We start from the raw sequence: 23,435 nt of genomic DNA, 5'->3' as shown, positions 1-23,435 counted from the left end.
AAAAAAGGATTCACGGCAATCTGCCGCGAATCCTTTTTATTATGTACGTTTTTATTTCTTTTCCAGTGAAAGGTAGATGCCGAGTAAAAATCCCCCCGCCAGCATTTCAAGGCAGGCGGCCTGTTTCAGGCTCGTATCCGCCGTAAAATCTCCGTGTATCAGCGTCGGTGTGGAGATGTCGGCGCGGATTCCCTTCTCGGACAGATCCGTACAGGCCGTCGCGGCGAGCATATTGCTGAGCTCTGACACCGCGCTCTGCACCATTTCATCGAACTGGGAAACCTCCATCCCGCCCATCATGGCGGATGCGATCGAATTCGCGCAGTCCTCCTGCATGGTAAAATACACGTTCCCGTGGAGGTCGCCCGTGATGCCAACTACCACTACGACTCCGGGCGAACGGATCAAACGGCCGCATTCCGTTTCTCCTTTGTACTGAACGTCCGGTATCCCGAGCTGTGGCATTACATTTAGAAAAGCAGTGGAAAACGATTCTATATAATCTTTATTCATCAGTTCACGCCCCTGTTAAACCCTACATTGAAATAGACTTCCCCGAAATCGGTCGCCGCCTTTGCGGAAGAAACCGTATCCAGCACCGATTTGGATATTTTAATACATTCGCCGTAAACAATCGTCGGGGGCGCTACGCGCAGCCCGAAAAGCGAATTGTTTTGATTCATCAGCGAACAGGCGTTGCCGGCTATAATATTGGAAAGCTCCCCCATTACATTGATGATCTGCTCCTTGGTCGGCTCCTCTTTTTTCAGCAGAAATTTCGCTATCTTCCCGGCGGTTAACTCGGACATATCCAGAATCATCCTGCCGCCGTACTTGCCGATAATCCCCATGACGACCGACATGCCCCTTGAAACCTGCTCTTCTCTGGTGGTTTGCTTTTCCTGAAAGTCGGGAACGGATTTGAAAAACTTATTGAACGTATCGGACAGCGCTTCCTGAAACACATTGTAATACAGGCCGTCAAGCTGTACGAACAGTTCGTCGTCGGACACCGCCCTCTGAACCGCCAGACAAAGCTCCTCTTCATCCACGGGCTTCTGCACATAACCGGATATTTTCGCCTTTTGCGCCCGGCGCACAATTTCGTCGTCCATCATGGAGCTTACAATGATTACTTTTACATCGGGGTCAATCGCGCGGATCGCCTGCGTACATTCAATCCCATCCGCGCCCGGCATCGTCATGTCCATCGTAACAAGGTCCGGTTTCAGCCTGGAAACCGCCTCTACGGCTTCCTCCAGGGTATTGGCGCTTCCTTCGACAAGAAATCCCCTGGAAGTAAGGGTGTTGGTCAGCATAGCAACCGAGAAGGGAGAGTCGTCAACCACTACAATTCTGATTTTTTTCACATTCATCCCAGCTTTTTATATGATTTAGTTGATGGGGGGCTTTCAGAAATTGGAAATCATCTGTCACAAATTTTGTCATATAAATGAGTATAAGGTATTTTTTTGCAATTATCAATCTGGAATTTAACCATTCTTTTTCCTGTTCCCACCACAAATTCTAAAACAAAAGCACAGAGACCGGTGCCCCTTGTTGGTCGTGTCTCTCTGCGAGCCTGCTTGCCGGTCAGCGCTCCGTCCCGGAAAGGTATCCGCATTGTGTGCTTTTCCGTAAAGTCTTACAGCAATTCCATTTCCGTTTGCGAAGAAAACGTGTTCCTCCCCCGCCAAAGGCGGAGGAGGAACGCAACCTTGTTGCAGAATCAGCTGGAAATGCTGTAAAAAAATGATTATTTTTTTGCTTCAGGTACTTGCAATCGGAAGAAAAAGGGTGTATATTAATAGCAGTAAAACAATAACAGTTATTATTATTAAATTATATTATTGGGAGGACAATCAAATGCCAGCTTTTGCAAATCCCTTTCAGGGGAATGTCGAACGGAAATTGACAAAGGAGGAGCTGATTCAGGCAATCCGGCTGGATATCGCCGGTGAACTGGAAGCGATCTACCTTTACGACGCACATGTTCAGGCCACGGACAATGTAATGGCCAAGGAAGTGATCGGCGATATACGCGACGAGGAAAAAGCGCACGTCGGGGAATTGATGACGCTGCTGCGGAACCTGGACCCGAAAGATGCCGAATGGTTCGCTTCCGGGGAATCGGAGGTAAAAGAAATGCTGGAGGGACTCGGCCTTTCCGGTCCGCCCGCACAACAGAACGCCGAAACACACGCAGAGCTTACCGTAGGCGGCCTGCTTAACCAATAGAATATAGGAGGTATCATCATGAGTTACTTATCCAGAGAAAATGCTCCGATCGGATCGGAGCTATGGAAAAAAATCGACTCCGAGGTAATCAGTGCGGCACGCTCCGCGCTGACGGGAAGAAAATTTCTGCATATCTACGGCCCGCTGGGAATCGGAGCGGAAAGCATCCGGGTGGACGATTCCAAATCGGCTGACGAAGCCGAGGCGGACGGCCTGATTACCACGAAGGGCAGAAGCTACGTTCAAATCCCCACGCTGTACGAGGACTTTACCCTTTTAGCGAAGGACTTGGAAAGCGACGGCAAAACCGGTTACCCGACCGACCTTTCCGGCGCGGCTTATGCCGCGGAAACCTGCGCAAGGAAGGAAGACCGCCTGATCTTTTTCGGCAGCGAAGCGAACGGATACGAAGGGCTGCTGACGGCGTCCGGAATTCACAGGATTAAACGGTCGGACTGGGCTGCTGATGAAAACGCGTTTTCCGACCTCGCCGCCGGCCTGGAATGGTTCACGGCAAACGGCATCTACGGCGCCTACGCGCTGATCGTCAGCCCCGACCTCTATCTGAAGCTGCAGCGGATTCAGCCGGGAACCGGTCTGCTGGAAATTGAACGGATCAGTCGGCTGCTAAAGGGCAATGTGTTCACCTCGCCGGTGCTCGGCGCTGAAAAAGCGGTTCTCGTCTGCTCCGAACCCAGATACATGGACCTGGTCATCGGACAGGATCTGGCGACCGCCTATCTGGAGCAAAAGGACCTGAATCATCGTTTCCGCATTCTTGAGACGGTGCTGCCGCGCATCAGGCGCAAAGAAGCCGTTGTGGCTTTTGAATAAATCCACTGTGAAATCTCTGCAGGTCGGACCTGTATGATCAATTAGGATTATAAATGGATGAATGAAGGAGAAATGTAAAATGTCTGAAGTTGCTTTCTATCGTTGTGAATTATGCGGAAATATGGTGGCCCTGATCAAGAAAGGCGGCGGAACGCTTACCTGCTGCGGTCAGGAAATGACCAAGCTGGAAGCCAACACCACCGACGCCGCACAGGAAAAGCATGTGCCGGCCGTCACGCGCGAGGGCGGAAAAATCAAGGTATCCGTCGGTTCGGTGCTGCACCCGATGCTTCCCGAGCACCACATTGAGTGGATTGCCCTTGTCACGGACGACAGGGTGGAAATTGCCTATCTGAAACCCGGCATGGAGCCAAAAGCGGAATTCAACGAGGTCGCCTCTGGCACCGTCTACGAATACTGCAACCTGCACGGCCTGTGGAAAGCGGATTTTTAACGCTTTCCGGGCTTTCACATACAACCTCAATCGGAAAAGAGCCTTGCGGTTTCGCAAGGTTCTTTTCCTTTTTGCACGAAACAGACGCTGTTACAAGGTCCCGTCATCCGGTTGCAAAGAGTAAGAAGCGGTGATACAATGAAGGTATCAAGTTAGCAATGCCTAACCAACAAACGGAAAGAGGGAGCCAGCCATGGAATACGTTATATTGACAGCTGCTTTATTAACGCTTGCAGGAAGCGGCTATTATTGGTATCAAGACAAAGACGACAGCGAAAGTGTGAGGATCTATCGAACAATTTTCATTATTTCTCTTATCATAGCCGTGTTCAGCGGCATTTCAATCGTCCCTGAAGATTTTATGGAAGCCCACGCAAAATGGTTTCATGTCATCGCGGATACCGTAATGGCATGCGGTATTGCGGGCATGCTGATAAAAGTGTTCCGGCAAAAAAAGCCCGGTAAGAAAGCTGCTGTCGCCTTTTCCGCTGTGGTTTTGGCAATGGCGTTATCTCTGACCGTATTCTCTTTTTACAGACATATCACAGCCGATCAACCGTCCTCGGAAGGGATGCAGGAAGCCACCAACCGGGCCAACGCCGCACTGCAGTACGCGGAACAGAATTTGGTTCAGGGACACGGGATCGCACAGGACTCCGTAAACGGCCGCTTCTACGGATTCGTTACCGCCGACCCGGTTTATTATATCGTCGGATTCACATACACCCTGCCCGGAACCGATACCGAAAAATCCTATGGCTATCATATTTCAGTAGACGACAATTACCATTTTGAAATTCTGGAACAGAGCGAAGAGATCGGAAAACAGATGATTTCAACAGAGGAAAGCAAATAACTTGAATTTTCCCTCTTCGCGGGAAAATCCGGATGCTGACCACACCCTCTGAAAAAACGGCGATGGACTGCCTCTTTTGGCAGCCATCGCCGTCTTTCTTCAGATTTGGAATTTTTACAGATGCAGTATCCCTGCACGGCAAGGAAAAATCAGGTGTATTTGTAGAATATATACAAATTATTCTTAAATTATTACTGCAATTTTTCTCAGAAAACACTTGCAATGTTGAGTAATAAAGAGTATATTATAAACAATAAAAATAATAACAATTACTATTATTAATTTTAGGAGGGTTTTCTCATGACAAACAATTTCAGTATCACCAATATGAACGGTATCTCGAACAAGGACGAAGTTCGTTTCGGCATCACCAACATAAACGCACTTACGGACAGGGATGACATTTCCTTCCGCTACGACAATCAAAACGGCGTATCCGAGCTGGACTCCGTCGTCTACCACATCAACAACATGAACGGCGTCTCGTCCACATCCGCGCATTCTTCCCCGGCGCTGACCCTGTTCAGAATTTTAAGCTCTGTGGCAAAGGGAGATTCTTACCGCCGTCGCCTGCAGCCCGCAGAGGCCAAGTAACGAACCGCATATTTTAAGAATTATCAAAATTAAGGAGGAACAAAGCAATGCCTGTAAAAAATGCAATGACTTTCGATTTTCTTCATTCCGCGTACGGCGGGGAAAGCATGGCTCACATGAGATATCTGATCTGGGCGGAGGTGGCCCGCAAAGAGGGCTTTCCAAACATTGGAAAGCTGTTTGAGGCAATCGCCTATGCCGAAAGAGTACACGCGGGCAACCATTTCCGCGAAATCGGCGGCAGCACTGCGGACGCCACAGTGACCGCCGGAGCAGTTTTCGGAACCGGCAAAACAGTGGAGAACCTTCAGGGCGCGATCAACGGCGAGCTTCACGAAGTGAAGCAGATGTATCCCGTTTACCTGAACGCCGCAGAATTTCAGAAGGAATCCGGCGCGCAGCGTTCCTTCCACTTTGCGCTTGAGGCGGAGAAGATTCACGCCGCACTGTTCCAGAAAGCACAGAACGCCGCAAAGGAAGGGAAAGATGTCGAACTGAAATCCGTTTATGTCTGCCCGGTCTGCGGCCACACGATTCTGGACGGCGCACCCGACAGCTGCCCGATCTGCGGAGCAAAAAAAGAACTGTACGTAAAGTTCTGACTGTAAATACCACACCGAAAATTTGATCCGAAAACAGAACAGCCGCTCCGATGAAAGGAGGATGCCTTATTGTAAGACATCCTCCTTTTTTCGTCAATGCGCGGTTCCGCCCCGCTGCGGGGAATACTGACGGAAAAACGGAAGTATGGTATAATAGCCACAAAGCGGCTATTATACCGGCAGGTTGCAGACAAACTGCCAGATTGCGACAAATCGTGCAAGTCAAGGCGGCAAGCTCCGCAAGAGCGCCGCGCGCCTGTGGTATAACAGCTCCCCCGCCGGTGGGAACGGCCGGCGGGAAAGAAGGGATTATGAAATGAAAAACAATTTGACCGCAGCCATCTGCGTTTTAAACTCCAAATATATTCATTCCTCCCTCGCTCCGTGGTGCCTTTCGGCGGGCGTGGACGCTTACTGCGGACCGGAAATCTCCGCTGAGGTTGTGGAGGGCACGATCAACGAACGGCTGGAGGACGTCGCACAGCGCATTCTGGCGCTGAACCCTCGGGTGATCGGCTTCAGCTGCTACATCTGGAATATCTCCGCTACAAAGGAGCTGATACGGCTTGTGAAGAGCCGCCTGCCCGGCGCCGTCGTCGTGCTGGGCGGCCCGGAGGTAAGCTACTGCGCGGAAAAGCTGCTGTGCGGGGAGCCGGAGGTGCAGTACGTTCTCTCCGGGGAAGGCGAAAAGCCTTTTGCCCTTCTGCTGAACACAATCAGCCGTGGGGAAACACCCGAAAACATTCCCGGAGTCTGTTACCGCCGTGGCGGACAGGCGGTGACCGTTCCTCCCTACACCCCGGAGGAAGACCCGCCTTCGCCGTACACCTCAAAATATCTGAACGCGCTGAAGGGGCGCATCGCGTACCTGGAAACCAGCCGCGGATGCCCCTATTCCTGCGCGTTCTGCCTTTCCGGGCGGTGCGGCAGCGCACGCTTCTTCGACTTGGACAAGGCCAAAAGGGAATTGCTGCTGCTGGCCCGCAGCGGCGCAAAAACGGTAAAGCTGGTCGACCGCACTTTTAACGCGAACCGCAGACGGGCCATCGAGCTGTTCCGCTTCATTATCGAGAACTACGGAACCGAAATTCCCGCCGGAGTGTGCTTTCATTTTGAAATCGCGGGCGATCTTCTGGATGAGGAAACACTGAGCCTTCTGGCGCAGGCCCCCGTCGGCGCCATGCAGCTGGAAATCGGGCTGCAGAGCTTCAACCCCAAAACGCTTGCCGCCATCAACCGGAAAACGGACGTGGAGCGGCTGAAGGAAAACATCCGTCGGCTGATTGCCAACGCGAATATGCATATTCACATCGACCTGATCGCGGGCCTGCCCTATGAGGATTTCGCCAGCTTCGCCGAAAGCTTCAATACCGCGTATTCTCTGGGACCCAACATGCTGCAGCTGGGCTTTCTAAAGCTGCTGTACGGCGCGCCCATGCGGGAAAATCCGGAGGAATTCCCCTGCCGGTATGACAATCAGCCGCCGTATGAGGTAACACGGACTCCCTGGCTTTCCGAAGAAGAGCTGCTGCGGCTGCATCATACGGAAGACGCTCTGGAGCGCCTGTACAACAGCGGCCGCTTTCGCAGGACCCTCCCCTATCTTCTGGAAAAGAGCGGAACGACGCCGTTCGGGCTGTTTGACCGGTTCGGCGAATTCGCCGCCCGAAAGGGAACGGATAAAATTTCGCTGGACGACTACACGGCCCTGCTTTTCTCCTTTTTCAGCGGGCAGAGCGGCATCGACAGGGAGGCTCTGCGCGACAGGCTGGTCTGCGACCGGCTGTCCACCAACGCTTCGGGCAGGCTCCCGCCCGTCCTGCGCGTTCGCGATCCCGCGCTGGGAAGGGCAATCCGCGAGCTTGAGGATACAAACCGTCCCTCAAAAGGGATAAAGAGAGGCTACGCCCTGCTGTACGCCGGACACCGCCTGGTTTATGCGGATTATCAAAACCGAAATCCTGTCAGCGGGGAATATCCTCTCTTTGAATTCCGGCCCGAATTCTGGAAAGATTCCACTCGGTCCGCCGAACGTTAACACCGTCCGGCGGACCGTTTTTTATTCGTTATATACAATTGAATTCCCTGCTGTTTTTAAAATAATTCTTACAACAGCCTTATAGTCACAAAATTGCTCTTTCAATTTTTCCATAATCTGCACTTTTTTAAATTTACATAAAATCCATTCCAAAATCCGGAGAAAAAGGGTAAATATTGACCTTGCACATCTGAGAAATTTTGATTATCATAGGAATGCTTCTGTTATAAATGCAACATTTATTTGCCACACAGGGGAAAAGTGTTGTGGAATTGGTGTAGAACAGAAAAGTTAACATGGAGAAATGGTGGTTTTATTGCAATGATAGTTACTCTCATAATCTTTCCTTTTATTGCAGCTCTGATTCTATCCATGGTCAAACCAGGAAAACTGCGGGATATGATTGTATTTTCAAGCTGTGCCGTCCTCGTCGTGATGGTGGTCGCTTTTTCCGTAAGTTCCCTGCTTGGCGGGGCGAACCAGTCTTACCTTGCGGAAACCCAGCTGCTCGACAAGGCGATGCTTTTGGCGGAATTCGGGCTGATGGGTCTTGTGTTTTACTATTCCTTCCGGTATAAGCAGTATTACTGTGCCCTGCTTTCGGCGGCGCAGACTCTGCCCGTTGCATGGATGGAGCTTACCGGTCGTTCTGCGGAAGGCGGAAACCATATTATTGTAGACGACCTCACGATTATCATGTGCATGGTGGTCGGTATCGTGGGGTGCCTGATCTGCGTATACGCAGTGGGATACATCAGGGAATACCACAAACATCACACCGAGTACAAAGACAGGTCGCCCTTTTTCTTCGCCATGCTTTTTGTGTTTCTGGGCGCGATGTTCGGACTGGTCTTTTCCAGCAATCTCACCTGGATTTATTTCTTCTGGGAAATCACCAGCATTTGTTCGTTCCTCCTGATCGGCTATAATCAGACTCCGGAGGCTATTCGGAACTCTTTCCGCGCGCTCTGGATGAACCTTTTGGGCGGTCTCGGCTTTGCGGGGGCCATCCTGTACTGTTCCCTCCGGCTGGATATCGCCAATCTTCAGGATCTGGTCACTTTGGGCACAGGGAACCAGGCAGCACTCATCCCGGTCATTCTGCTGGCTTTCGCGGCGCTGACCAAAAGCGCGCAGATGCCGTTTTCCCGTTGGCTGCTGGGGGCTATGGTCGCGCCGACGCCTACCTCCGCCCTGCTGCATTCCGCAACGATGGTCAAGGCCGGCGTCTACCTTTTGATCCGCCTTTCCCCCGCGCTCAGCGGCAACCTGGCGGGAATCATGGTCACCACCATCGGCGGGTTTACCTTCTTTGCCGCTTCCCTGCTCGCTATTTCGCAGAGCGACGGCAAAAAAGTGCTTGCGTACTCCACCATTTCCAATCTGGGCCTGATTACCGCGTGCGCGGGCGTCGGCCTGCATGAAGCGGTGTGGGCGGGCATCCTGCTCCTGGTGTTCCACGCGGTTTCCAAATCGCTGCTGTTCCTTTCGGTCGGCGCGGTGGAAAACAGCACCGGCAGCCGCAATATCGAAGATATGCACGGACTGATCATCAAGCTGCCGAAGCTGGCTTTCGTGATGATCGTGGGAATTTGCGGGATGTTCCTCGCGCCCTTCGGCATGCTGATTTCCAAATGGGCGGCGCTCAAGGCGTTTGTGGATTCCAAAAGTGTCTGGTTGGTGCTCTTTCTGGTGTTCGGAAGTGCCAGCACCCTGTTCTACTGGGGAAAATGGCTGGGCAAGCTTGTCGCGGTGATCCACCGCTCCGAACGGCTGCCCGACAAGCTGGAAAAAAGCGACTGGTTTTCCATTTACACGCTGGCGATTCTGGTCATTGCCCTGTGCGTCTCCTTCCCGCTGCTGTCCACTTATCTGGTGCAGCCCTTCCTGATTCAGACGTTCCATGAGCCTTTAATGACGCTCATCAGCAGCAGCGACCTCAAAATCATGCTTCTGATGTTCTGCACCATTCTGGTTCTGCCCGTTATGGTGCGTCTGCTGACCTTCGGCAAAAGGAATAAAATCGTCATCTCCTATATGAGCGGCGCCAACAGCGGCGACGACCGTCATTTTACGGATTCCTTCGGGCACGAATCGTCCATGTATCTTGCGAACTGGTATATGGAGGATCTTTTCGGGGAAAAGAAGATATTGAAGCCCTCGCTGGTTCTCGCCTCCGCCGGCTTGATCGTCCTGATGGTCGTTGCAATCGGAGGTGTGATTTAAGATGCAGATTTTACTGAAAATTATATTGTTCCTGATTCTGGCTCCCTTCCTGGGCGGTCTGCTCTCCGGGATCGATCGAAAAATCGGCGCCCGGTTTCAGGGCCGTCAGGGTCCGCCGCTGTTACAGCCCTTTTACGATCTGCACAAGCTTTTTTCCAAACAGTCCGTCGTGGTAAACGGCGTACAGGATTTTCTGGTCGGCGGTTTCTTTGTATTCGTCGTATTTACGGGATGCATTTTCTTCGCGGGCGGCGACCTTCTGCTCGTCTTTTTCGCGCTGACGCTGGCAGAGGTGTTTTTGATCCTGTCCGCGACCTCGGCGAATTCCCCCTACAGCGCCATGGGCGCACAGAGGGAACTGGTACAGATGATGGCCTATGAGCCGATGATGCTTCTGGCGGCGATCGGGTTTTATATTGCCGACGGCAGCTTTAACGTAAGCGATATCGTACATACCGGATCCTCCGCCATTGCCGTTCTTCCGGGTATGTTTTTAGGATTCCTGTATATTCTGACGATCAAGCTGCGCAAGTCGCCGTTCGACATCAGCACCTCGCACCACGCCCATCAGGAGATGGTAAAGGGCCTTACGACGGAGCTGTCCGGCAACGTTCTGGGGCTGGTGGAGCTTGCGGGCTGGTATGAAGACGTGCTTCTGCTCGGTTTCATCGGACTGTTTATCATCAACCTGCAGTGGTGGAGCATCCTCGCCGCGGTGCTGGTATGTGCTCTGTCCTTTGTTCTTGAAACTTTTATCGACAATCTTTTCCCCCGTGTCAAATGGGATAAAATGCTCGGTTCCACCTGGCTGGTCACACTGGTCGCAGGCGGCATTAACCTGCTGATCCTGACGCTCATTCATTAAGGAAGGTGCTTTAGCGAATGATGAAGATATCAAAATCCCCCTGGCTTCTGCATTACGACGGCTCCAGCTGCAACGGCTGCGACATCGAGGTGCTGGCCTGCCTGACGCCCGTTTACGATATTGAACGCTTCGGCGTCGTCAACACCGGCAACCCCAAACACGCCGATATCCTTCTGATTACCGGCGGCATCAACCACCAGAACGAGCTGGTGGTAAAACAGATTTACTCCCAGATGCCGGAAATCAAGGTGGTCGTCGCGGTCGGCATCTGCGCCTGTGACGGCGGGATTTTCAAGGAGTGCTACAATATCCTGGGCGGCGTGGACAAGGTGATCCCCGTGGACATTTACGTTCCCGGCTGCGCCGCAAGACCGGAAGCGATCATTGACGGCGTGGTCAAGGCGGTCGCGCTTCTGGACAGAAAACGCGAGCTGAAAAAATTCGGCGCGGCGGCGCTGCACAAGGAGGCTTAATCATGCCGGAAAATATTATTATCCCCATTTCTTCCGAGGTCCTGCTGGAAGAGGTCCTGAAAATGAAAGGCAGTAGCTGCCGCCTGGTGCAGATCTGCGCCACAAGAATCCCCGACGGCTACGAGCTTTCCTATTCGTTCGGAAAGGATTTCGATCTGTACACCCTGCGCTTCAATATCGGCGAAGAGGTCGAAATTCCCAGCATCAGCGGCATTTATCCCGCGTCCTTCTTATATGAAAACGAAATCCACGATCTTTTCGGCGTACCGATCAAGATGATTTCTCTCGACTATAAAGGTACCCTGTACCGCACCGAGAAGAAAACGCCTTTTAAATAAATCTAGGAGTGATACCAGATGTCTAAACGCAGCATTGTACCGTTCGGTCCTCAGCATCCGGTCCTTCCGGAACCGATTCATCTTGACTTGGTGCTGGAAGACGAAAAGGTGGTAGAGGCGATCCCTTCCATCGGCTTTGTGCACAGGGGTCTTGAAAAGCTGGTGGAGAAAAAAGACTTTAACGAATATGTTTATGTTGCAGAGCGAATCTGCGGAATCTGCAGCTTTATGCACGGAATGGGTTACTGTGAATCGGTGGAAAATATCATGGAAGTGGAAATTCCGCCCCGCGCCAAATACCTGCGCACCATCTGGTGTGAGATGTCACGGATTCACAGCCATCTTTTATGGCTCGGCCTGCTGGCCGATGCGTTTGGCTTTGAAAGCCTGTTCATGGAAACCTGGAGAATGCGTGAAAAGGTGCTGGATATGTTTGAGTATTCCACCGGCGGCCGCGTGATTTTCTCGGTCAATAAGATCGGTGGCCAGCGCAAGGATATGGACAACGACATGATCCGGGAGTTTCTGGGTGTCTTCGCCGACATGGAACGCGATCTAAAGGAGCTTGTCAAAACCTTTCTGAATAATTCCGCGGTCAACAGCCGCCTGCGGGACGTCGGTTTCCTATCGAAGCAGCAGGCGTTCGACCTCGGCGCCGTGGGACCGTTTATGCGTTCCAGCGGCATCAGCCGCGACACCCGCAAGCTCGGCTACGCCGCGTACCCCTTCCTCGATTTCGAGCCGATCACGAGCGACGTGGGCGACTGCTACGCACGGACCGACGTGCGTATCCGGGAAATCTTCCAGTCCATCGACATCATCCGCCAGGCGGCGGCAAAAATTCCGAACGGCGAGGTTTCCGTCCCGGTCAAGGGCTTCCCGCAGGGGGAATATTTCATGCGGGTGGAGCAGCCGCGCGGCGAGGCGATTTACTATGTGAAGGCAAACGGAACCAAGTTTTTGGACCGGATGCGGGTGCGCACCCCTACGTTTGCCAATCTGCCGGGAATGCTGGAAACCATGAAGGGCTGTCAGCTTGCCGACGTCCCCATTTTAATATTGACGATCGATCCCTGCATCAGCTGTACCGAAAGGTGATGAAATAATGAGTTTACTGACTTTTGCAAAAATCGAACTGCATAATCTATTTTCAAAACCGGCCACCCGGCCTTATCCGGAGCAGCCGAGAGAATATCCTCAGCGCACAAGGGGCCATATTGAAAACGACGTGGACGCCTGTGTTTTCTGCGGACTTTGTTCCAAAAAATGCCCGACCGGCGCCATTCAGGTGAACCGGGGAGAAAAAAGCTGGTCTATTCAGCGCTTCAGCTGCATCCAGTGCGGCTACTGTGTGGAAAGCTGCCCCAAGAAATGCCTTTCCATGCATCAGAGCTACACCGAGCCCGCTCAGCGCAAGACCATCGATACCGTTTGCCAGACCCCCGTGGAGAATCAGAACGCGTCCTAAAAACCATTAAGAACAAAAAGGAGCCGTTATCATGCACGATTATCATAAAGCCGCCGATTTTTTGAAGGAAGCCACCGAAAAAGCGGAAGCGGCGGGAAAAAAGAAGGTCACAGTCATCAACATTGCGGTAGGGGAGGATTCCGGGTACTCGGGAGAAAGCATCCAGATGTACTTCGAGGATTTATCCAAGGGCACCGTCTGCGAAGGCGCGCAGATGAATGTCCGTTCCGTCAAATCGAAGCTGCGCTGCCCCAAATGCAACGAGCTGTTTGAACGCAAGCGCTTTGATTTTTCCTGCCCCACGTGCGGCACTCAGGGAGAGCCGAGCGAAGTGGGCAGAGAAGTAAAGATAGAGAGCATTGAAATGGAATGAATGTTTTCATTACCGTTTCCGGCATCGTACAGGGTGTGGGATACCGTCCCTTTGTAGCCGGGCTGGCGCACAGGCTGGATATTTCCGGCAACGTGCGCAACAGCGGCGGGATTGTTGAAATCGCCGCCTCCGGGGAAAAACAGCGGGTGGAGGAATTTCTGCATTCCCTTCGCACCGAAACACCCAACGGCGCGCTGGTGACGGAAATCAGGACAGAGCCGATGCCGGAACAGCGCTTTGACGGCTTTTCCATTCTGAAAAGCGGCAAGGCCGCGCAAAACGAGGCCGGCACGCCGATGATTCCGCCGGATCTGCCGATGTGCGACGAATGCAAAAAAGAGCTGTATTCGCCTGAAAACCGGCGCCGGGGATATCCGTTTATCAGCTGCGCTTCCTGCGGGCCGAGGTTCAGCATTATGAACGCCCTGCCTTACGACCGTGAAACCACCACCATGAAGGACTTTGCCATGTGCCCCGACTGCGAGCGCGAATATGCATCCGGGCGCAGACGCCACGCGCAGACGATCTCCTGTCACCGCTGCGGACCTCAGCTGCAGCTGCTTACCGGCGGAATCACGCTGGAAAAGCAGGAAGCTCTGGAACGGGCGGTTACCCTACTGAAAAACGGGGCTGTGCTCGCCGTAAAAGGTGTGGGCGGATATCAGTTTGTCTGTTCCCCCTGCCTTGAAGACGCGGTGGAGCGCCTTCGTCTTTTAAAGGGACGGGAAAAGAAGCCCTTCGCCGTTCTATTTCCCGATCTGGAAAGCATCCGCAAAATGTGCGTTGTGAATCAGGAAGAAGAAGCCATGCTGCTGTCCGCGGCCCGCCCCATTGTCCTGCTGAACAACCCGTCGGACGGGTTTTGTTCCGGTGTCTGCGGGGAAAGCCGTTTCCTCGGCGCGTTTCTGCCCTGTACCGGCCTGCACCAGCTTTTGACGGACGCCTGCGGCCCCTTAATTGTCACGAGCGGGAATTTTACCTCTGAGCCGATAATTTATAAGGACGACGAACTGCTTCGGTCAGACATTCCCTATCTTGCGGGAATCCTGTACAATACCCGCCGGATCGTGACCCCGCTGGACGACTCCGTCGGGCGGGTCGCGTGCTCGCTACCCCAGATTCTCCGCCGCAGCCGGGGGTATGTTCCCCTGCCCGTTTTGCTGGAGCAGCGGACGGAGCATCCGGTTCTGGCCATGGGCGGAGACCTGAAAAGCTGTTTTTGCCTGCTCAGCGGCGACCGCGCCTATCTGAGCCAGTATTTCGGGGACATTGAAAATTACAAGGTCTATGAGAATTACAAAATCGGCCTGAAGCGGATGGAACAGCTCCTGCGGATTTCCCCGCAGAGGATTGCGTGCGACCTGCATCCCGGCTATCAGTCCCACGCGCTCGCGCAGAGGATTGCGCGGGACTTCGGTCTGGAAAGCCCCATCCTCATTCAGCACCATCACGCTCACGCCGCCTCCGTCATGGCGGAGCATCGTCTTGACGGCTGTATCGGCGTGGTTTTCGACGGCACCGGCTACGGCACGGACAAAACGGTCTGGGGCGGGGAATTTTTGCTTTGCCGCGGCGCGGACTTTGCGCGCCGGGCGCATCTGAGCCCTGTTCGGCTCTGCGGCGGCGACGCGGCGGCGAAAAACGCCGTGCTGACCTCCGACTGCTACCGGTTCGCCGCGGGCGAGGAATCCGGCAGCGAGCGCTTCCCGTTCGTCAAGGCCGCCCTCCGGCATCAGGTCAATACACAGGAAAGCTCCAGCGCGGGGCGGCTGTTCGACGCGGTCTGCGCTATACTGGGCATTAAAGAAGAGAATTCCTACGAAGGGGAATGTGCCATCGCGCTGGAAAACGCGGCTTCTGCGGCAAAAGAAGCCGGAGAAGAACCGGTGCCGTTCCACTTCACCCTCAGCCGGAATCCCGCCGGGGAACTGGAAGCAGATCAGGCCGATTTTATCCGCCAACTTCTGCAAGCGGCTGCAAAAGGGGAAAACAGGAACCGCATTGCGCTTGGGTTTCACCGGGCGCTTGCCGAAATGATTCTGACGGTCTGCCGGAGCATCCGGGAAGAAAGCGGCGAAAGCCGCGTAGCCCTGAGCGGGGGCGTTTTCGCAAACCTTCTGCTTCTTGGGGACTGCCATGACCGGCTGACCGCGGACGGTTTTCAGGTCTATTTCAATTCCGCCGTACCGTCCAATGACGGCGGAATCTGTCTGGGGCAGGCGTGGCTCTGCGCGCAGGCAGAGGGCGTTCGCAAATAAGCCACCGACGATTCGGAAGATTCCAACCAAAAGGAGATTGCTATGTGTGTTGCACTGCCCGGCAGGGTTGTTAAAGTAAACGGTAGAAAAGCGACGGTGGATTTCAGCGGAAATACGCTGGAAGCAGAGGCCGGCCTGGTGAAAATCAAACCGGGCGACAGCGTTCTGGTTCACGCAGGATGCATCCTGCAGGTGCTGACGGAACAGGACCGCGACGCGCTGGAGGAGCTTCTGAAGGAAATGGAAGAGCTATGACGGACATCCAATCGTATCTGAAAGCCTACGACGGGCCGCCCCTGCGGCTGATGGAGGTCTGCGGGACCCACACGGCGCAGATTTCCCGCTGCGGCATTACCGGAATGCTCTCCCCCGCCGTCCGGATGATCTCCGGACCCGGATGCCCCGTCTGCGTCACGGTCACCGCCTATATCGACAAGCTTGTCGCACTTAGCATGAAACCGGACAACGTGGTCGTCACGTTCGGCGACATGCTGCGAGTACCGGGCGGCAGCCGGAGCCTGAACGACGCGAAAGCCGCGGGCGGCCATGTGCAGATGGTCTATTCCCCGCTGGATACGCTGAAGCTGGCGGCGGACGACCCCGCCCGCACCTACATTTTCGCGGCGGTCGGATTTGAAACCACCGCCCCGGTGTACACCATGCTGCTTGAGGAAGCGATTTCAAACGGCATCTCCAATGTAAAGATTCTGACCTCCCTAAAAACCATGCCCCCGGTGATCGATTGGATCTGCAAAAACCAGGGCGGCGTAGACGGCTTTCTCGCGCCCGGCCACGTCAGCGTCATTACCGGCAGCCGTATTTTTGAGCCTTTGTCCGAAAAATACGGCATTCCGTTCGCGGTCGCGGGCTTTGAAGGGCCGCAGATTCTGGCGGCGATCTACGCGCTCGTCCGAAAAAGCGGCAAAGCCGGGGTCATGAACCTGTACCCCGGCGCGGTAACGGAGGAAGGCAACCGGACCGCGCAGAAAATGGTGGACAAGTATTTTGCACCCTGTGACGCCGCATGGCGCGGGATGGGCAGCATCCCGGATTCAGGCTTGCTTCTGCGGGAAGAATACGCCCGCTTCGACGCGGGCAGCACGGGTCTGAACGACGACCGCGGCGCCAACGCCCACTGTCGCTGTGCACAGGTGCTGACCGGAGCGGTCTCCCCGAACGAATGCCCCCTGTTCGGTTCCTCCTGTACCCCACAGACGCCGCAGGGCGCTTGTATGGTGTCGATGGAAGGCAGTTGCTACAATTATTTTACAAATATGAGGAAACGGTAATGAAAATAACCATGGCGCACGGCAGCGGCGGAAAAGCCACCGCCGAGCTGATCGAAGATATTTTTGAAAAAAGCTTTCACAATCCCGTTTTAGCCAAAATGGAGGATTCCGCCGTTGTTCCCGGAGCGGAAAAAATCGCCGTGACGACGGACAGCTTCGTGGTAACGCCCCTGTTTTTCCCGGGCGGCGATATCGGCAGGCTGTCCGTCTGCGGGACGGTGAACGACCTTCTGATGAGCGGGGCAAAGCCCCGCTACCTTACCTGCGGATTTATTCTGGAGGAAGGAGCCGACACGGAGGAGCTTAAAAAAATAGCAGCCTCCATGGCGGAAACCGCCTCGGAAGCCGGAGTCAATATTGTGGCGGGCGACACCAAGGTCGTGGAAGGCAAGGGCGGCATCTACATCAACACCGCCGGTGTGGGCTTTGTGCCGCCGGACGTCTCGCTCAGCGCGTCCTCCTGCGAAGAGGGCGACGTGATCCTTCTTTCGGGCAATCTGGGCGACCATCACGCGGCCATTCTGAGCGAACGGATGAATATCCGGAATACCATTCAAAGCGACTGCGCCCCCCTGAACGAAATGGTGAACGCGCTTCTGGAAAGCGGTGTAAAGGTAAAAGCCATGCGTGACGTTACCCGCGGCGGCCTGGGAACAGTGCTGAACGAATTTGCCGGCGCCTCTTCCTGCTGTATGGAGCTTGAGGAAACAGCGATTCCCGTTTCCGCACAGGTGCGCGGCTTCTGTGAAATATTGGGCCTTGACCCCCTTTATATGGGCAACGAGGGTAAAATGACCGCCGTCGTAGCCGCCGGGGACGCACAGAAAGCCCTTGCCTGCATGAAAAAAAGCCGGTACGGGGAAAACGCGGCCATTATTGGAAGGGTCGTTTCCGGCGAGCCCGGCACCGTCCTGCTGCGCACCCCCATCGGGGGCACCCGTATTGTCACCGTTCTTTACGGCGAGGGATTGCCTAGAATCTGTTAAGGGCTTTATAAATGATAGGAAAGGCAGCCGCTGAGCGGCTGCCTTTTTGATTTACGGTGATTCTTCTGCGTTTTGCTCCGCAATCCGGTCGGCCAGCTCGTTCAGGTATACCCAGCGTTCGGTTTTGGCGTCAAGCTCGGCTTCCAGCGCTTCCTTTTCCGCAATCAGTTCGGAAAGCAGGACGTAGTTGCTGGACTGCTGTGCAATTTCCCGTTGTGCGGCGGCAATTTTTTCCTCCAGCCCGGCGATAACCGAATCGATTTCCCCGTATTCCCGCTCCTCCTTAAAGGAGAATTTCAGCTTGGCCGGTTTTTCCCGGTAAGCGGCTTTCGGTCTGCTTTCCTTTGCCTTCGGCGTTTCCTCCGCCTCGGGCTTTTTCTGTTCCAGATAGTCGGAATAGCCGCCGGTATAATCGTGGATTTCCCCATTTTCAAACGCAAAAATATGCTCCGCGACCTTATCCAGGAAATAACGGTCGTGGGACACGACGACAACGGCGCCCGAAAAATTCTGGAGATAATCCTCCAGAATGGTCAACGTTTGGATGTCAAGGTCGTTTGTGGGCTCGTCGAAAAGCAAAACGTTCGGCGCCTGCATCAGAATGCCGAGCAGGCAGAGCCTGCGGCGTTCCCCTCCCGACAGCCTGCCGATCACCGAATACTGCAGATCAGACGTGAACAGAAACTTTTCCATCAGCTGGGAAGCGGTCAGCGTCCCTTCCGGGGTCATGACCTCCGCAGAAATATTCTTAATATAGTCGATTGCGCGCAGACCGGGGTCCATATCCTCGCATTCCTGCAAAAAGCAGCCGATCCGTACGGTTTCCCCCACGGTGACCGTGCCGCTGTCCGGCGCAACCTGTCCGGTAATGATTTTCAGCAGCGTTGATTTTCCACAGCCGTTTGCGCCGATAATGCCGATACGGTCCCCGCGCAGCAGGTTGTAGGAAAAATTCCGAATGAGCCGCCGGTCGCTGTAGCGCTTTTCAATCCCGTCGATTTCAATGATTTTTCTGCCGAGCCGCGTGCTCACGGAGCTCATTGCCAGCTTTTCCTGCTCCGTTTTGACCTCCTGCGCGCTCAGCTGCGCAAACCGTTCCACCCGGAAGCGCTGCTTTGTGCTGCGCGCCCGCGCGCCGCGCTGAATCCACTCCAGCTCCTTTCGGAGCAGGCTTTGGCGCTTGCGCTCACTCGCGGCCTCCATGCTTTCCCGCTCCGCTTTCAGTTCCAGATATTTCGTGTAATTTGCCTGATAGCTGTACAGATTCCCGTCCTGCAGCTCAACGATCCGGTTGGTGACGCGGTCAAGGAAATAACGGTCGTGCGTCACCATGAGCAGCGCGCCCGGGTAACGGGCAAGGTAGTTTTCCAGCCAGTCGACCATGTCGTTGTCCATATGGTTGGTGGGCTCGTCCAGCACCAGAACCTCCACAGGGGTTACCAGCGCGCTGGCAAGCGATACGCGCTTTTTCTGTCCTCCGGAAAGCCGGCTGACCGGTTCGTCAAAATCCGTAATCCCAAGACGGGTCAAAATCGCTTTGCATTCATACTCCTTCGATTCCCGCTGCTGCTGTGCGATCCCCTGTTTGACCTGTTCCAGCACCGTAACCCCTTGTGGAAAAACCGGGTTCTGCGGCAGATACCCCACGCGCACGCTTCCGAATTTGGTGACCGCGCCGCTGTCCGGGCTTTCCTGTCCCGCGACGATTTTCAAAAGCGTGCTTTTTCCGGTTCCGTTCACCCCGATCATCCCGATTTTATCCCCCTCCTGAATCCCCAGGGAGACATCCTTCAGCAGTATTTTCTCACTGTAGCTTTTCCTGATTTTTTCCGCAGATAACAACAGCACAATTCTATCCTCTGTTTCCATATCGTCAATATTGGAACGGTATCCGCCCATAGAGCAGGCCGTTTATTTAGATATTTTTTCTATGGATTCCATCATAACATAGAAACAGACGGATGAAAACCGCGAAACCGTATTCTGTCAAATTATTTGAGGGATCCCATATATTATCAGATAAATTGTGCTAAAATATAAAAAAGGCTTTTGAAAGCAATCATTTTCTATCGGTACGCATTATGGTATAATGGTCGCAAGCGATAACGATACCCGCTTTGCAATTGATAAAGATATCATAACGGCGCGCTGCGCCTGCGGGTTCACGCAGTGAAATGGGACAACCTGCGAGGTTTCAAAGGCCGCCGGCAACAGGTTGGAAAGGAACGGAAAATGGAACTTAATAAAAGCAACATGAAAAAGATCGCCCTGCTCATTGCTTTCAGCATTGTGCTTTACCTTGGGCTGAAAAATTTATACCGGTTTTCGGAGCTGACCGGGATCATCGCGGGGATTTTTGAGCCGATTCTGCTCGGCCTTGCCATCTCCTTCATTCTCAATGTCCTGATGCGGCATGTAGAAAGCCGCATGCTTGCGCCAATCAACCGCCGCTATACGAAAAACTGGCCGAAAGTGAGGCGCGCGGTCAGCATTCTGATCACCTTTCTGATTGTCATCGGGATTATCGCCCTGATTATGCTGATCCTGATTCCGGAGCTTGTCCGCACGATTACCAGCCTGACCAACAATATTCCGGGCTTTTTCACCGAGCTTCAAAACAACCTGATCGCAGTCGGAAACAAGTATCCCGCGGTCAGGGAATACGTCAGCAATCTGCAGATCGACTGGACAAACCTCAGCCAGATGCTGGCCCAGTACGGGCAGAAGCTGGCCAACACGCTGGTGGGCTCCACCGTTACGGTGGCTACGAATCTGTTCCACGCGGTCATTACCATGGTGCTCGGCCTTGTCTTCGCCATCAATATTCTCGCGCAAAAAGAAAAGCTGGAAGCACAGACAAAGCGTTTCCTGTACGCTTATTTCCCCAAAAAGCCTGCCGACACCATCGTACGGGTGTGCAGCCTGACCGACCATGCCTTTTCCAATTTTATCGCCGGACAGTGCACCGAGGCCTGTATTCTCGGCTCGCTCTGCTTTATCGGCATGCAGATTTTCAGTTTCCCCTATGCGCTGCTCGTCTCTGTGATTGTGGCGTTTATGGCGCTGATTCCGATTTTCGGCGCGTTTTTAAGCACCTGTATCGGCGCCCTGCTGATTTTGGTCGTCAACCCCATTCAGGCGGTCTGGTTCGTCGTATTTTTCATCGTCCTCCAGCAGCTGGAGGGCAACCTGATCTTCCCGCGCGTGGTCGGCTCGAAGGTCGGCCTGCCGGCGCTGTGGGTGCTTGCCGCCGTCACCATCGGCGGCAACACGTTCGGTCTGGTCGGGATGCTGGTCAATATCCCTCTCTGCGCCGTGATGTACACGCTCCTGCGGGAAAACATCAACAAGCGTCTGGAAGAGAAAAAATTGAACGGTCAACCTCCGAAGGAGGAAGAAAACGGAATGTAAAAGGGAGGTTAATTCCGTCTTAAAATCATTGGTAAATTCTGTATGGCGCCATAAATAATGATATACTGAAACCGTTGAAAAAAGATCCTATTAAACGACGGGAAGGGTATCTTCATTGTGCGTAACAGACAGAAAACGATCAAGAATAAGCTTGTTCAATTTACAGCAATTATTATTCTCTGCACAGTCAGTGTTCTTTGCATTTTTTCCGCTTTTTTTATTGTCCGCTCCACGGAGCAGTCCCTGCAGAAAACGCTGAGCAAAACGGCCGGTATTGTTTCTTCCGAAATCAGCGCTCAGCTCAGGCAATACGAAATTATGGCCCAGTCAGTCTCAATGATCAAAAACACCGTCGGGGCTGACTACGGAGCCACCAGACAGTACATCAACAGCCTCGTCAAGGAAAACGGGCTGGTGAAGGTAGACATCGTCAAGGAGGACGGAATTTCCGCCCTGAACGGCGATAATTATCAGGAAAATCAGGCCTTTGTGCAGGCAAAGCAGGGAGCCCCCTACCTGAGCGACCCTGTCACGGAAAACGGAGAAGTGCATTTCGACTACGCCTATCCCTCCGCACCGCATATCATTCTGATCAGCATTCCGTACCGTTCACTGGGCGACATCGCCGCCAAAGTGAAAGTAGGCAATCAAGGCAACACCTATATTCTCAACCATTCCGGCGCCAGGGTGGTACAAAGCGATTCCGCCGCTGCCGCAAAGGAAAAGAACGGCAAATCCGATCCCGTCGTCGCCAGAATGGAAGCCAACATGGTTCAGGGAAAAACGGGATTTTCCCTTTACAAGTGGAACGGCCGGCAGTATTTCGGCGCATACGCTCCCATTTCGGGAACGGACGGATGGTCCGTCAATGTTTCGGAAGCGCATTCAGAATTTATGTCCAGCGTACCGGCCGCCATCGCGCTGATGATCGGCGTCGGAATCCTCTCCTTCCTCATTGCTCTTTTCTTTGCTTTCCGGATCGCCGGGAATATTACCAGACCGGTTTTGCAGGTAACGGAGGGCATTGAACGGATTTCCGGCGGAGACCTGGATATCCGTCTCGAAGTAAAATCTCAGGATGAGACGGGCAGAATTGCAAATGCCCTCAACACAACGTCGGAAAATCTGCGCCGGATGATCACAGACCTCTGCATGATCTTGAAAGCGATTTCCTCCGGCGACCTGTCCCTGCAGAGCAGCGCCGCCTATCCGGGAGATTTTCATGAAATCCTGACCGCGATCGACGGAATTCTTTCCGGCCTGAACCAGACGCTTTCCCAGGTCCGTCTGGTCGCCGTTCAGGTAGACGGTTCGGCGGGTCAAATGTCCGACGTGGCGCAGGCGCTGGCTATGAACGCCTCGGAGGAAGTGAGCTCCATTGAAAAGCTTTCCTCCTCTGTTCACGAAATCTCCGGCCACGCACAGACGAGCGCGGAAAACGCCCAGCAGGCAAACGTCATGCTGTCCGGGATCGTGCGGGATATTCAGGACGGAAACAGGAAAATGGATCAGCTGATTACCGCCATGAAGGATATCTCCCAAACCTCGCAGGAAATAGAACGGATTGTCAAGACGATCGACGACATCGCGTTCCAGACAAACATCCTGGCTCTGAACGCCGCGGTAGAGGCCGCGCGGGCCGGAGCCTACGGCAAAGGCTTTGCGGTCGTGGCAAACGAGGTGCGCAATCTGGCCGGCAAAAGCACCCGCGCCGTGGGGGATACCTCCGCTCTGATCGCCAATACCGTTCATGCGATTGCAACCGGCGCAAAAGCAGTGGACGAGGTGGAGAGGTCCCTGCAGGTGATCGTACAAAAGTCGGAATCGCTTTTCCGGCTTGTCGGTGAAATCGCGCAGGCCTCCGACGCACAGGCCGCTTTCGTAACGCAGACAACGGGGAACATCACGCAGATTTCCGACGCGATCCAGAACATTTCCCTCATGGCCGAAAAGAGCGCTGCGGCGGGCGAAGAGCTCTCCTCCCAGTCCAAGGTGCTGACCGACCTTTTATCCCGGTTCCAGCTGAAAGAAGAAGCAGAGGCCGTGGAAGAATGATGTGCAAAAAACATACCGGCGGCCGAAAACGGCCAAACCGGTATGTTTTTTGTTGGGAACCTGAGGGGGGAGTCGTG

At 53.8% G+C, this 23,435-nt stretch carries 24 protein-coding genes; 21 read left to right on the top strand and 3 right to left on the bottom strand.

The window, feature by feature from the left end:
• Positions 1-51 precede the first annotated feature (51 nt).
• Positions 52-513 (bottom strand): chemotaxis protein CheX, encoded by a 462-nt coding sequence (locus LY85_RS14805; protein WP_141827259.1) that lies wholly within the window; start codon positions 511-513, stop codon positions 52-54.
• Positions 513-1,376 (bottom strand): response regulator, encoded by an 864-nt coding sequence (locus LY85_RS14800; protein ID WP_347562441.1) that lies wholly within the window; start codon positions 1,374-1,376, stop codon positions 513-515. Before LY85_RS14800 ends, LY85_RS14805 begins: the two co-directional genes overlap by 1 nt.
• 490 nt (positions 1,377-1,866) lie before the next feature.
• On the opposite strand from LY85_RS14800, the gene LY85_RS14795 reads away from it, so the two are divergent.
• From LY85_RS14795 to hypE, 19 genes are all read left to right on the top strand, one after another.
• Positions 1,867-2,238: a demethoxyubiquinone hydroxylase family protein gene (locus tag LY85_RS14795; RefSeq protein WP_141827257.1), complete on the top strand. Its 372-nt coding sequence runs from the start codon at positions 1,867-1,869 to the stop codon at positions 2,236-2,238.
• 18 nt (positions 2,239-2,256) lie between these two features.
• Positions 2,257-3,072, top strand: coding sequence for a family 1 encapsulin nanocompartment shell protein (locus LY85_RS14790; RefSeq protein ID WP_141827256.1), 816 nt, complete (start codon positions 2,257-2,259; stop codon positions 3,070-3,072).
• Positions 3,073-3,151: 79 nt separating this feature from the next.
• Complete coding sequence (locus LY85_RS14785) at positions 3,152-3,526, top strand: desulfoferrodoxin (RefSeq protein WP_038322714.1); 375 nt, start codon at positions 3,152-3,154, stop codon at positions 3,524-3,526.
• A gap of 193 nt (positions 3,527-3,719) precedes the next feature.
• Positions 3,720-4,382, top strand: a complete 663-nt coding sequence (locus tag LY85_RS14780) for a hypothetical protein (RefSeq protein WP_141827255.1) — start codon at positions 3,720-3,722, stop codon at positions 4,380-4,382.
• A gap of 32 nt (positions 4,383-4,414) precedes the next feature.
• Positions 4,415-4,615, top strand: a complete 201-nt coding sequence (locus LY85_RS14775) for a hypothetical protein (RefSeq protein ID WP_141827254.1) — start codon at positions 4,415-4,417, stop codon at positions 4,613-4,615.
• A 67-nt stretch (positions 4,616-4,682) separates the two neighbouring features.
• Complete coding sequence (locus LY85_RS14770; protein WP_141827253.1) at positions 4,683-4,976, top strand: hypothetical protein; 294 nt, start codon at positions 4,683-4,685, stop codon at positions 4,974-4,976.
• Positions 4,977-5,023: 47 nt separating this feature from the next.
• Positions 5,024-5,578 carry a rubrerythrin family protein gene (locus LY85_RS14765; protein ID WP_141827252.1) on the top strand — a complete coding sequence of 185 codons (555 nt, stop codon included), beginning with the start codon at positions 5,024-5,026 and terminating at the stop codon, positions 5,576-5,578.
• Positions 5,579-5,894: 316 nt separating this feature from the next.
• Positions 5,895-7,616: a B12-binding domain-containing radical SAM protein gene (locus tag LY85_RS14760; protein ID WP_141827251.1), complete on the top strand. Its 1,722-nt coding sequence runs from the start codon at positions 5,895-5,897 to the stop codon at positions 7,614-7,616.
• Between the two features lie 399 nt (positions 7,617-8,015).
• The gene (locus tag LY85_RS14755; RefSeq protein ID WP_243122577.1) at positions 8,016-9,842 is read left to right on the top strand and encodes a proton-conducting transporter membrane subunit; all 1,827 of its coding nucleotides are present in this window, start codon (positions 8,016-8,018) and stop codon (positions 9,840-9,842) included.
• Between the two features lies 1 nt (position 9,843).
• Positions 9,844-10,707 (top strand): complex I subunit 1 family protein, encoded by an 864-nt coding sequence (locus tag LY85_RS14750; RefSeq protein ID WP_038322708.1) that lies wholly within the window; start codon positions 9,844-9,846, stop codon positions 10,705-10,707.
• Positions 10,708-10,724: 17 nt separating this feature from the next.
• Positions 10,725-11,180: an NADH-quinone oxidoreductase subunit NuoB gene (nuoB, locus tag LY85_RS14745; RefSeq protein ID WP_038322707.1), complete on the top strand. Its 456-nt coding sequence runs from the start codon at positions 10,725-10,727 to the stop codon at positions 11,178-11,180.
• Between the two features lie 2 nt (positions 11,181-11,182).
• Positions 11,183-11,518 (top strand): NADH-quinone oxidoreductase subunit C, encoded by a 336-nt coding sequence (locus tag LY85_RS14740; RefSeq protein ID WP_038322705.1) that lies wholly within the window; start codon positions 11,183-11,185, stop codon positions 11,516-11,518.
• Positions 11,519-11,536: 18 nt separating this feature from the next.
• Positions 11,537-12,616 (top strand): nickel-dependent hydrogenase large subunit, encoded by a 1,080-nt coding sequence (locus tag LY85_RS14735; protein WP_038322703.1) that lies wholly within the window; start codon positions 11,537-11,539, stop codon positions 12,614-12,616.
• A gap of 7 nt (positions 12,617-12,623) precedes the next feature.
• Complete coding sequence (locus LY85_RS14730; protein WP_038322701.1) at positions 12,624-12,986, top strand: 4Fe-4S binding protein; 363 nt, start codon at positions 12,624-12,626, stop codon at positions 12,984-12,986.
• A gap of 31 nt (positions 12,987-13,017) precedes the next feature.
• Positions 13,018-13,359 (top strand): hydrogenase maturation nickel metallochaperone HypA, encoded by a 342-nt coding sequence (locus tag LY85_RS14725; RefSeq protein ID WP_141827250.1) that lies wholly within the window; start codon positions 13,018-13,020, stop codon positions 13,357-13,359.
• Positions 13,356-15,617, top strand: coding sequence for a carbamoyltransferase HypF (hypF, locus tag LY85_RS14720; protein ID WP_141827249.1), 2,262 nt, complete (start codon positions 13,356-13,358; stop codon positions 15,615-15,617). The genes LY85_RS14725 and hypF overlap by 4 nt, the downstream gene beginning before the upstream one ends.
• A gap of 42 nt (positions 15,618-15,659) precedes the next feature.
• Positions 15,660-15,872, top strand: a complete 213-nt coding sequence (locus LY85_RS14715; RefSeq protein ID WP_038322697.1) for a HypC/HybG/HupF family hydrogenase formation chaperone — start codon at positions 15,660-15,662, stop codon at positions 15,870-15,872.
• Complete coding sequence (hypD, locus tag LY85_RS14710; protein ID WP_141827248.1) at positions 15,869-16,906, top strand: hydrogenase formation protein HypD; 1,038 nt, start codon at positions 15,869-15,871, stop codon at positions 16,904-16,906. The genes LY85_RS14715 and hypD overlap by 4 nt, the downstream gene beginning before the upstream one ends.
• Positions 16,906-17,892 (top strand): hydrogenase expression/formation protein HypE, encoded by a 987-nt coding sequence (gene hypE, locus LY85_RS14705; RefSeq protein ID WP_141827247.1) that lies wholly within the window; start codon positions 16,906-16,908, stop codon positions 17,890-17,892. The genes hypD and hypE overlap by 1 nt, the downstream gene beginning before the upstream one ends.
• 51 nt (positions 17,893-17,943) lie before the next feature.
• On the opposite strand, the gene LY85_RS14700 is transcribed toward hypE, so the two are convergent.
• Entirely contained in the window at positions 17,944-19,740 is a 1,797-nt protein-coding gene (locus LY85_RS14700; RefSeq protein ID WP_141828135.1) for an ABC-F family ATP-binding cassette domain-containing protein, read from the bottom strand.
• Positions 19,741-20,124: 384 nt separating this feature from the next.
• Between LY85_RS14700 and LY85_RS14695 the strand changes: the two genes are divergently transcribed.
• Both LY85_RS14695 and LY85_RS14690 read left to right on the top strand, forming a co-directional pair.
• Entirely contained in the window at positions 20,125-21,303 is a 1,179-nt protein-coding gene (locus LY85_RS14695; protein ID WP_141827246.1) for an AI-2E family transporter, read from the top strand.
• A 117-nt stretch (positions 21,304-21,420) separates the two neighbouring features.
• On the top strand, positions 21,421-23,358 hold the full coding sequence (locus tag LY85_RS14690) for a methyl-accepting chemotaxis protein (RefSeq protein ID WP_141827245.1): 1,938 nt from the start codon (positions 21,421-21,423) through the stop codon (positions 23,356-23,358).
• Positions 23,359-23,435: the final 77 nt, after the last annotated feature.

The organism is Clostridium sp. KNHs216 (assembly GCF_006714885.1).
GTDB lineage: Bacteria > Bacillota > Clostridia > Oscillospirales > Acutalibacteraceae > Caproiciproducens.
Note: the sequence above shows the minus strand (reverse complement) of the source record. Positions and strands in the feature narration are given on the sequence as shown.

What these genes read in the sequence shown, in the direction of transcription:
- LY85_RS14800 (WP_347562441.1), bottom strand. Translation starts at nt 1,376, where the DNA reads ATGAATGTGAAAAAAATCAGAATTGTAGTGGTTGACGACTCTCCCTTC.
- LY85_RS14715 (WP_038322697.1), top strand. Translation starts at nt 15,660, where the DNA reads ATGTGTGTTGCACTGCCCGGCAGGGTTGTTAAAGTAAACGGTAGAAAA.
- LY85_RS14805 (WP_141827259.1), bottom strand. Translation starts at nt 513, where the DNA reads ATGAATAAAGATTATATAGAATCGTTTTCCACTGCTTTTCTAAATGTA.
- hypE (WP_141827247.1), top strand. Translation starts at nt 16,906, where the DNA reads ATGAAAATAACCATGGCGCACGGCAGCGGCGGAAAAGCCACCGCCGAG.
- LY85_RS14760 (WP_141827251.1), top strand. Translation starts at nt 5,895, where the DNA reads ATGAAAAACAATTTGACCGCAGCCATCTGCGTTTTAAACTCCAAATAT.
- LY85_RS14730 (WP_038322701.1), top strand. Translation starts at nt 12,624, where the DNA reads ATGAGTTTACTGACTTTTGCAAAAATCGAACTGCATAATCTATTTTCA.
- LY85_RS14775 (WP_141827254.1), top strand. Translation starts at nt 4,415, where the DNA reads ATGCTGACCACACCCTCTGAAAAAACGGCGATGGACTGCCTCTTTTGG.
- LY85_RS14695 (WP_141827246.1), top strand. Translation starts at nt 20,125, where the DNA reads ATGGAACTTAATAAAAGCAACATGAAAAAGATCGCCCTGCTCATTGCT.
- LY85_RS14740 (WP_038322705.1), top strand. Translation starts at nt 11,183, where the DNA reads ATGCCGGAAAATATTATTATCCCCATTTCTTCCGAGGTCCTGCTGGAA.
- LY85_RS14755 (WP_243122577.1), top strand. Translation starts at nt 8,016, where the DNA reads ATGATTGTATTTTCAAGCTGTGCCGTCCTCGTCGTGATGGTGGTCGCT.
- hypD (WP_141827248.1), top strand. Translation starts at nt 15,869, where the DNA reads ATGACGGACATCCAATCGTATCTGAAAGCCTACGACGGGCCGCCCCTG.
- LY85_RS14780 (WP_141827255.1), top strand. Translation starts at nt 3,720, where the DNA reads ATGGAATACGTTATATTGACAGCTGCTTTATTAACGCTTGCAGGAAGC.
- LY85_RS14735 (WP_038322703.1), top strand. Translation starts at nt 11,537, where the DNA reads ATGTCTAAACGCAGCATTGTACCGTTCGGTCCTCAGCATCCGGTCCTT.
- LY85_RS14750 (WP_038322708.1), top strand. Translation starts at nt 9,844, where the DNA reads ATGCAGATTTTACTGAAAATTATATTGTTCCTGATTCTGGCTCCCTTC.
- LY85_RS14790 (WP_141827256.1), top strand. Translation starts at nt 2,257, where the DNA reads ATGAGTTACTTATCCAGAGAAAATGCTCCGATCGGATCGGAGCTATGG.
- LY85_RS14795 (WP_141827257.1), top strand. Translation starts at nt 1,867, where the DNA reads ATGCCAGCTTTTGCAAATCCCTTTCAGGGGAATGTCGAACGGAAATTG.
- hypF (WP_141827249.1), top strand. Translation starts at nt 13,356, where the DNA reads ATGAATGTTTTCATTACCGTTTCCGGCATCGTACAGGGTGTGGGATAC.
- LY85_RS14765 (WP_141827252.1), top strand. Translation starts at nt 5,024, where the DNA reads ATGCCTGTAAAAAATGCAATGACTTTCGATTTTCTTCATTCCGCGTAC.
- LY85_RS14725 (WP_141827250.1), top strand. Translation starts at nt 13,018, where the DNA reads ATGCACGATTATCATAAAGCCGCCGATTTTTTGAAGGAAGCCACCGAA.
- nuoB (WP_038322707.1), top strand. Translation starts at nt 10,725, where the DNA reads ATGATGAAGATATCAAAATCCCCCTGGCTTCTGCATTACGACGGCTCC.
- LY85_RS14770 (WP_141827253.1), top strand. Translation starts at nt 4,683, where the DNA reads ATGACAAACAATTTCAGTATCACCAATATGAACGGTATCTCGAACAAG.
- LY85_RS14785 (WP_038322714.1), top strand. Translation starts at nt 3,152, where the DNA reads ATGTCTGAAGTTGCTTTCTATCGTTGTGAATTATGCGGAAATATGGTG.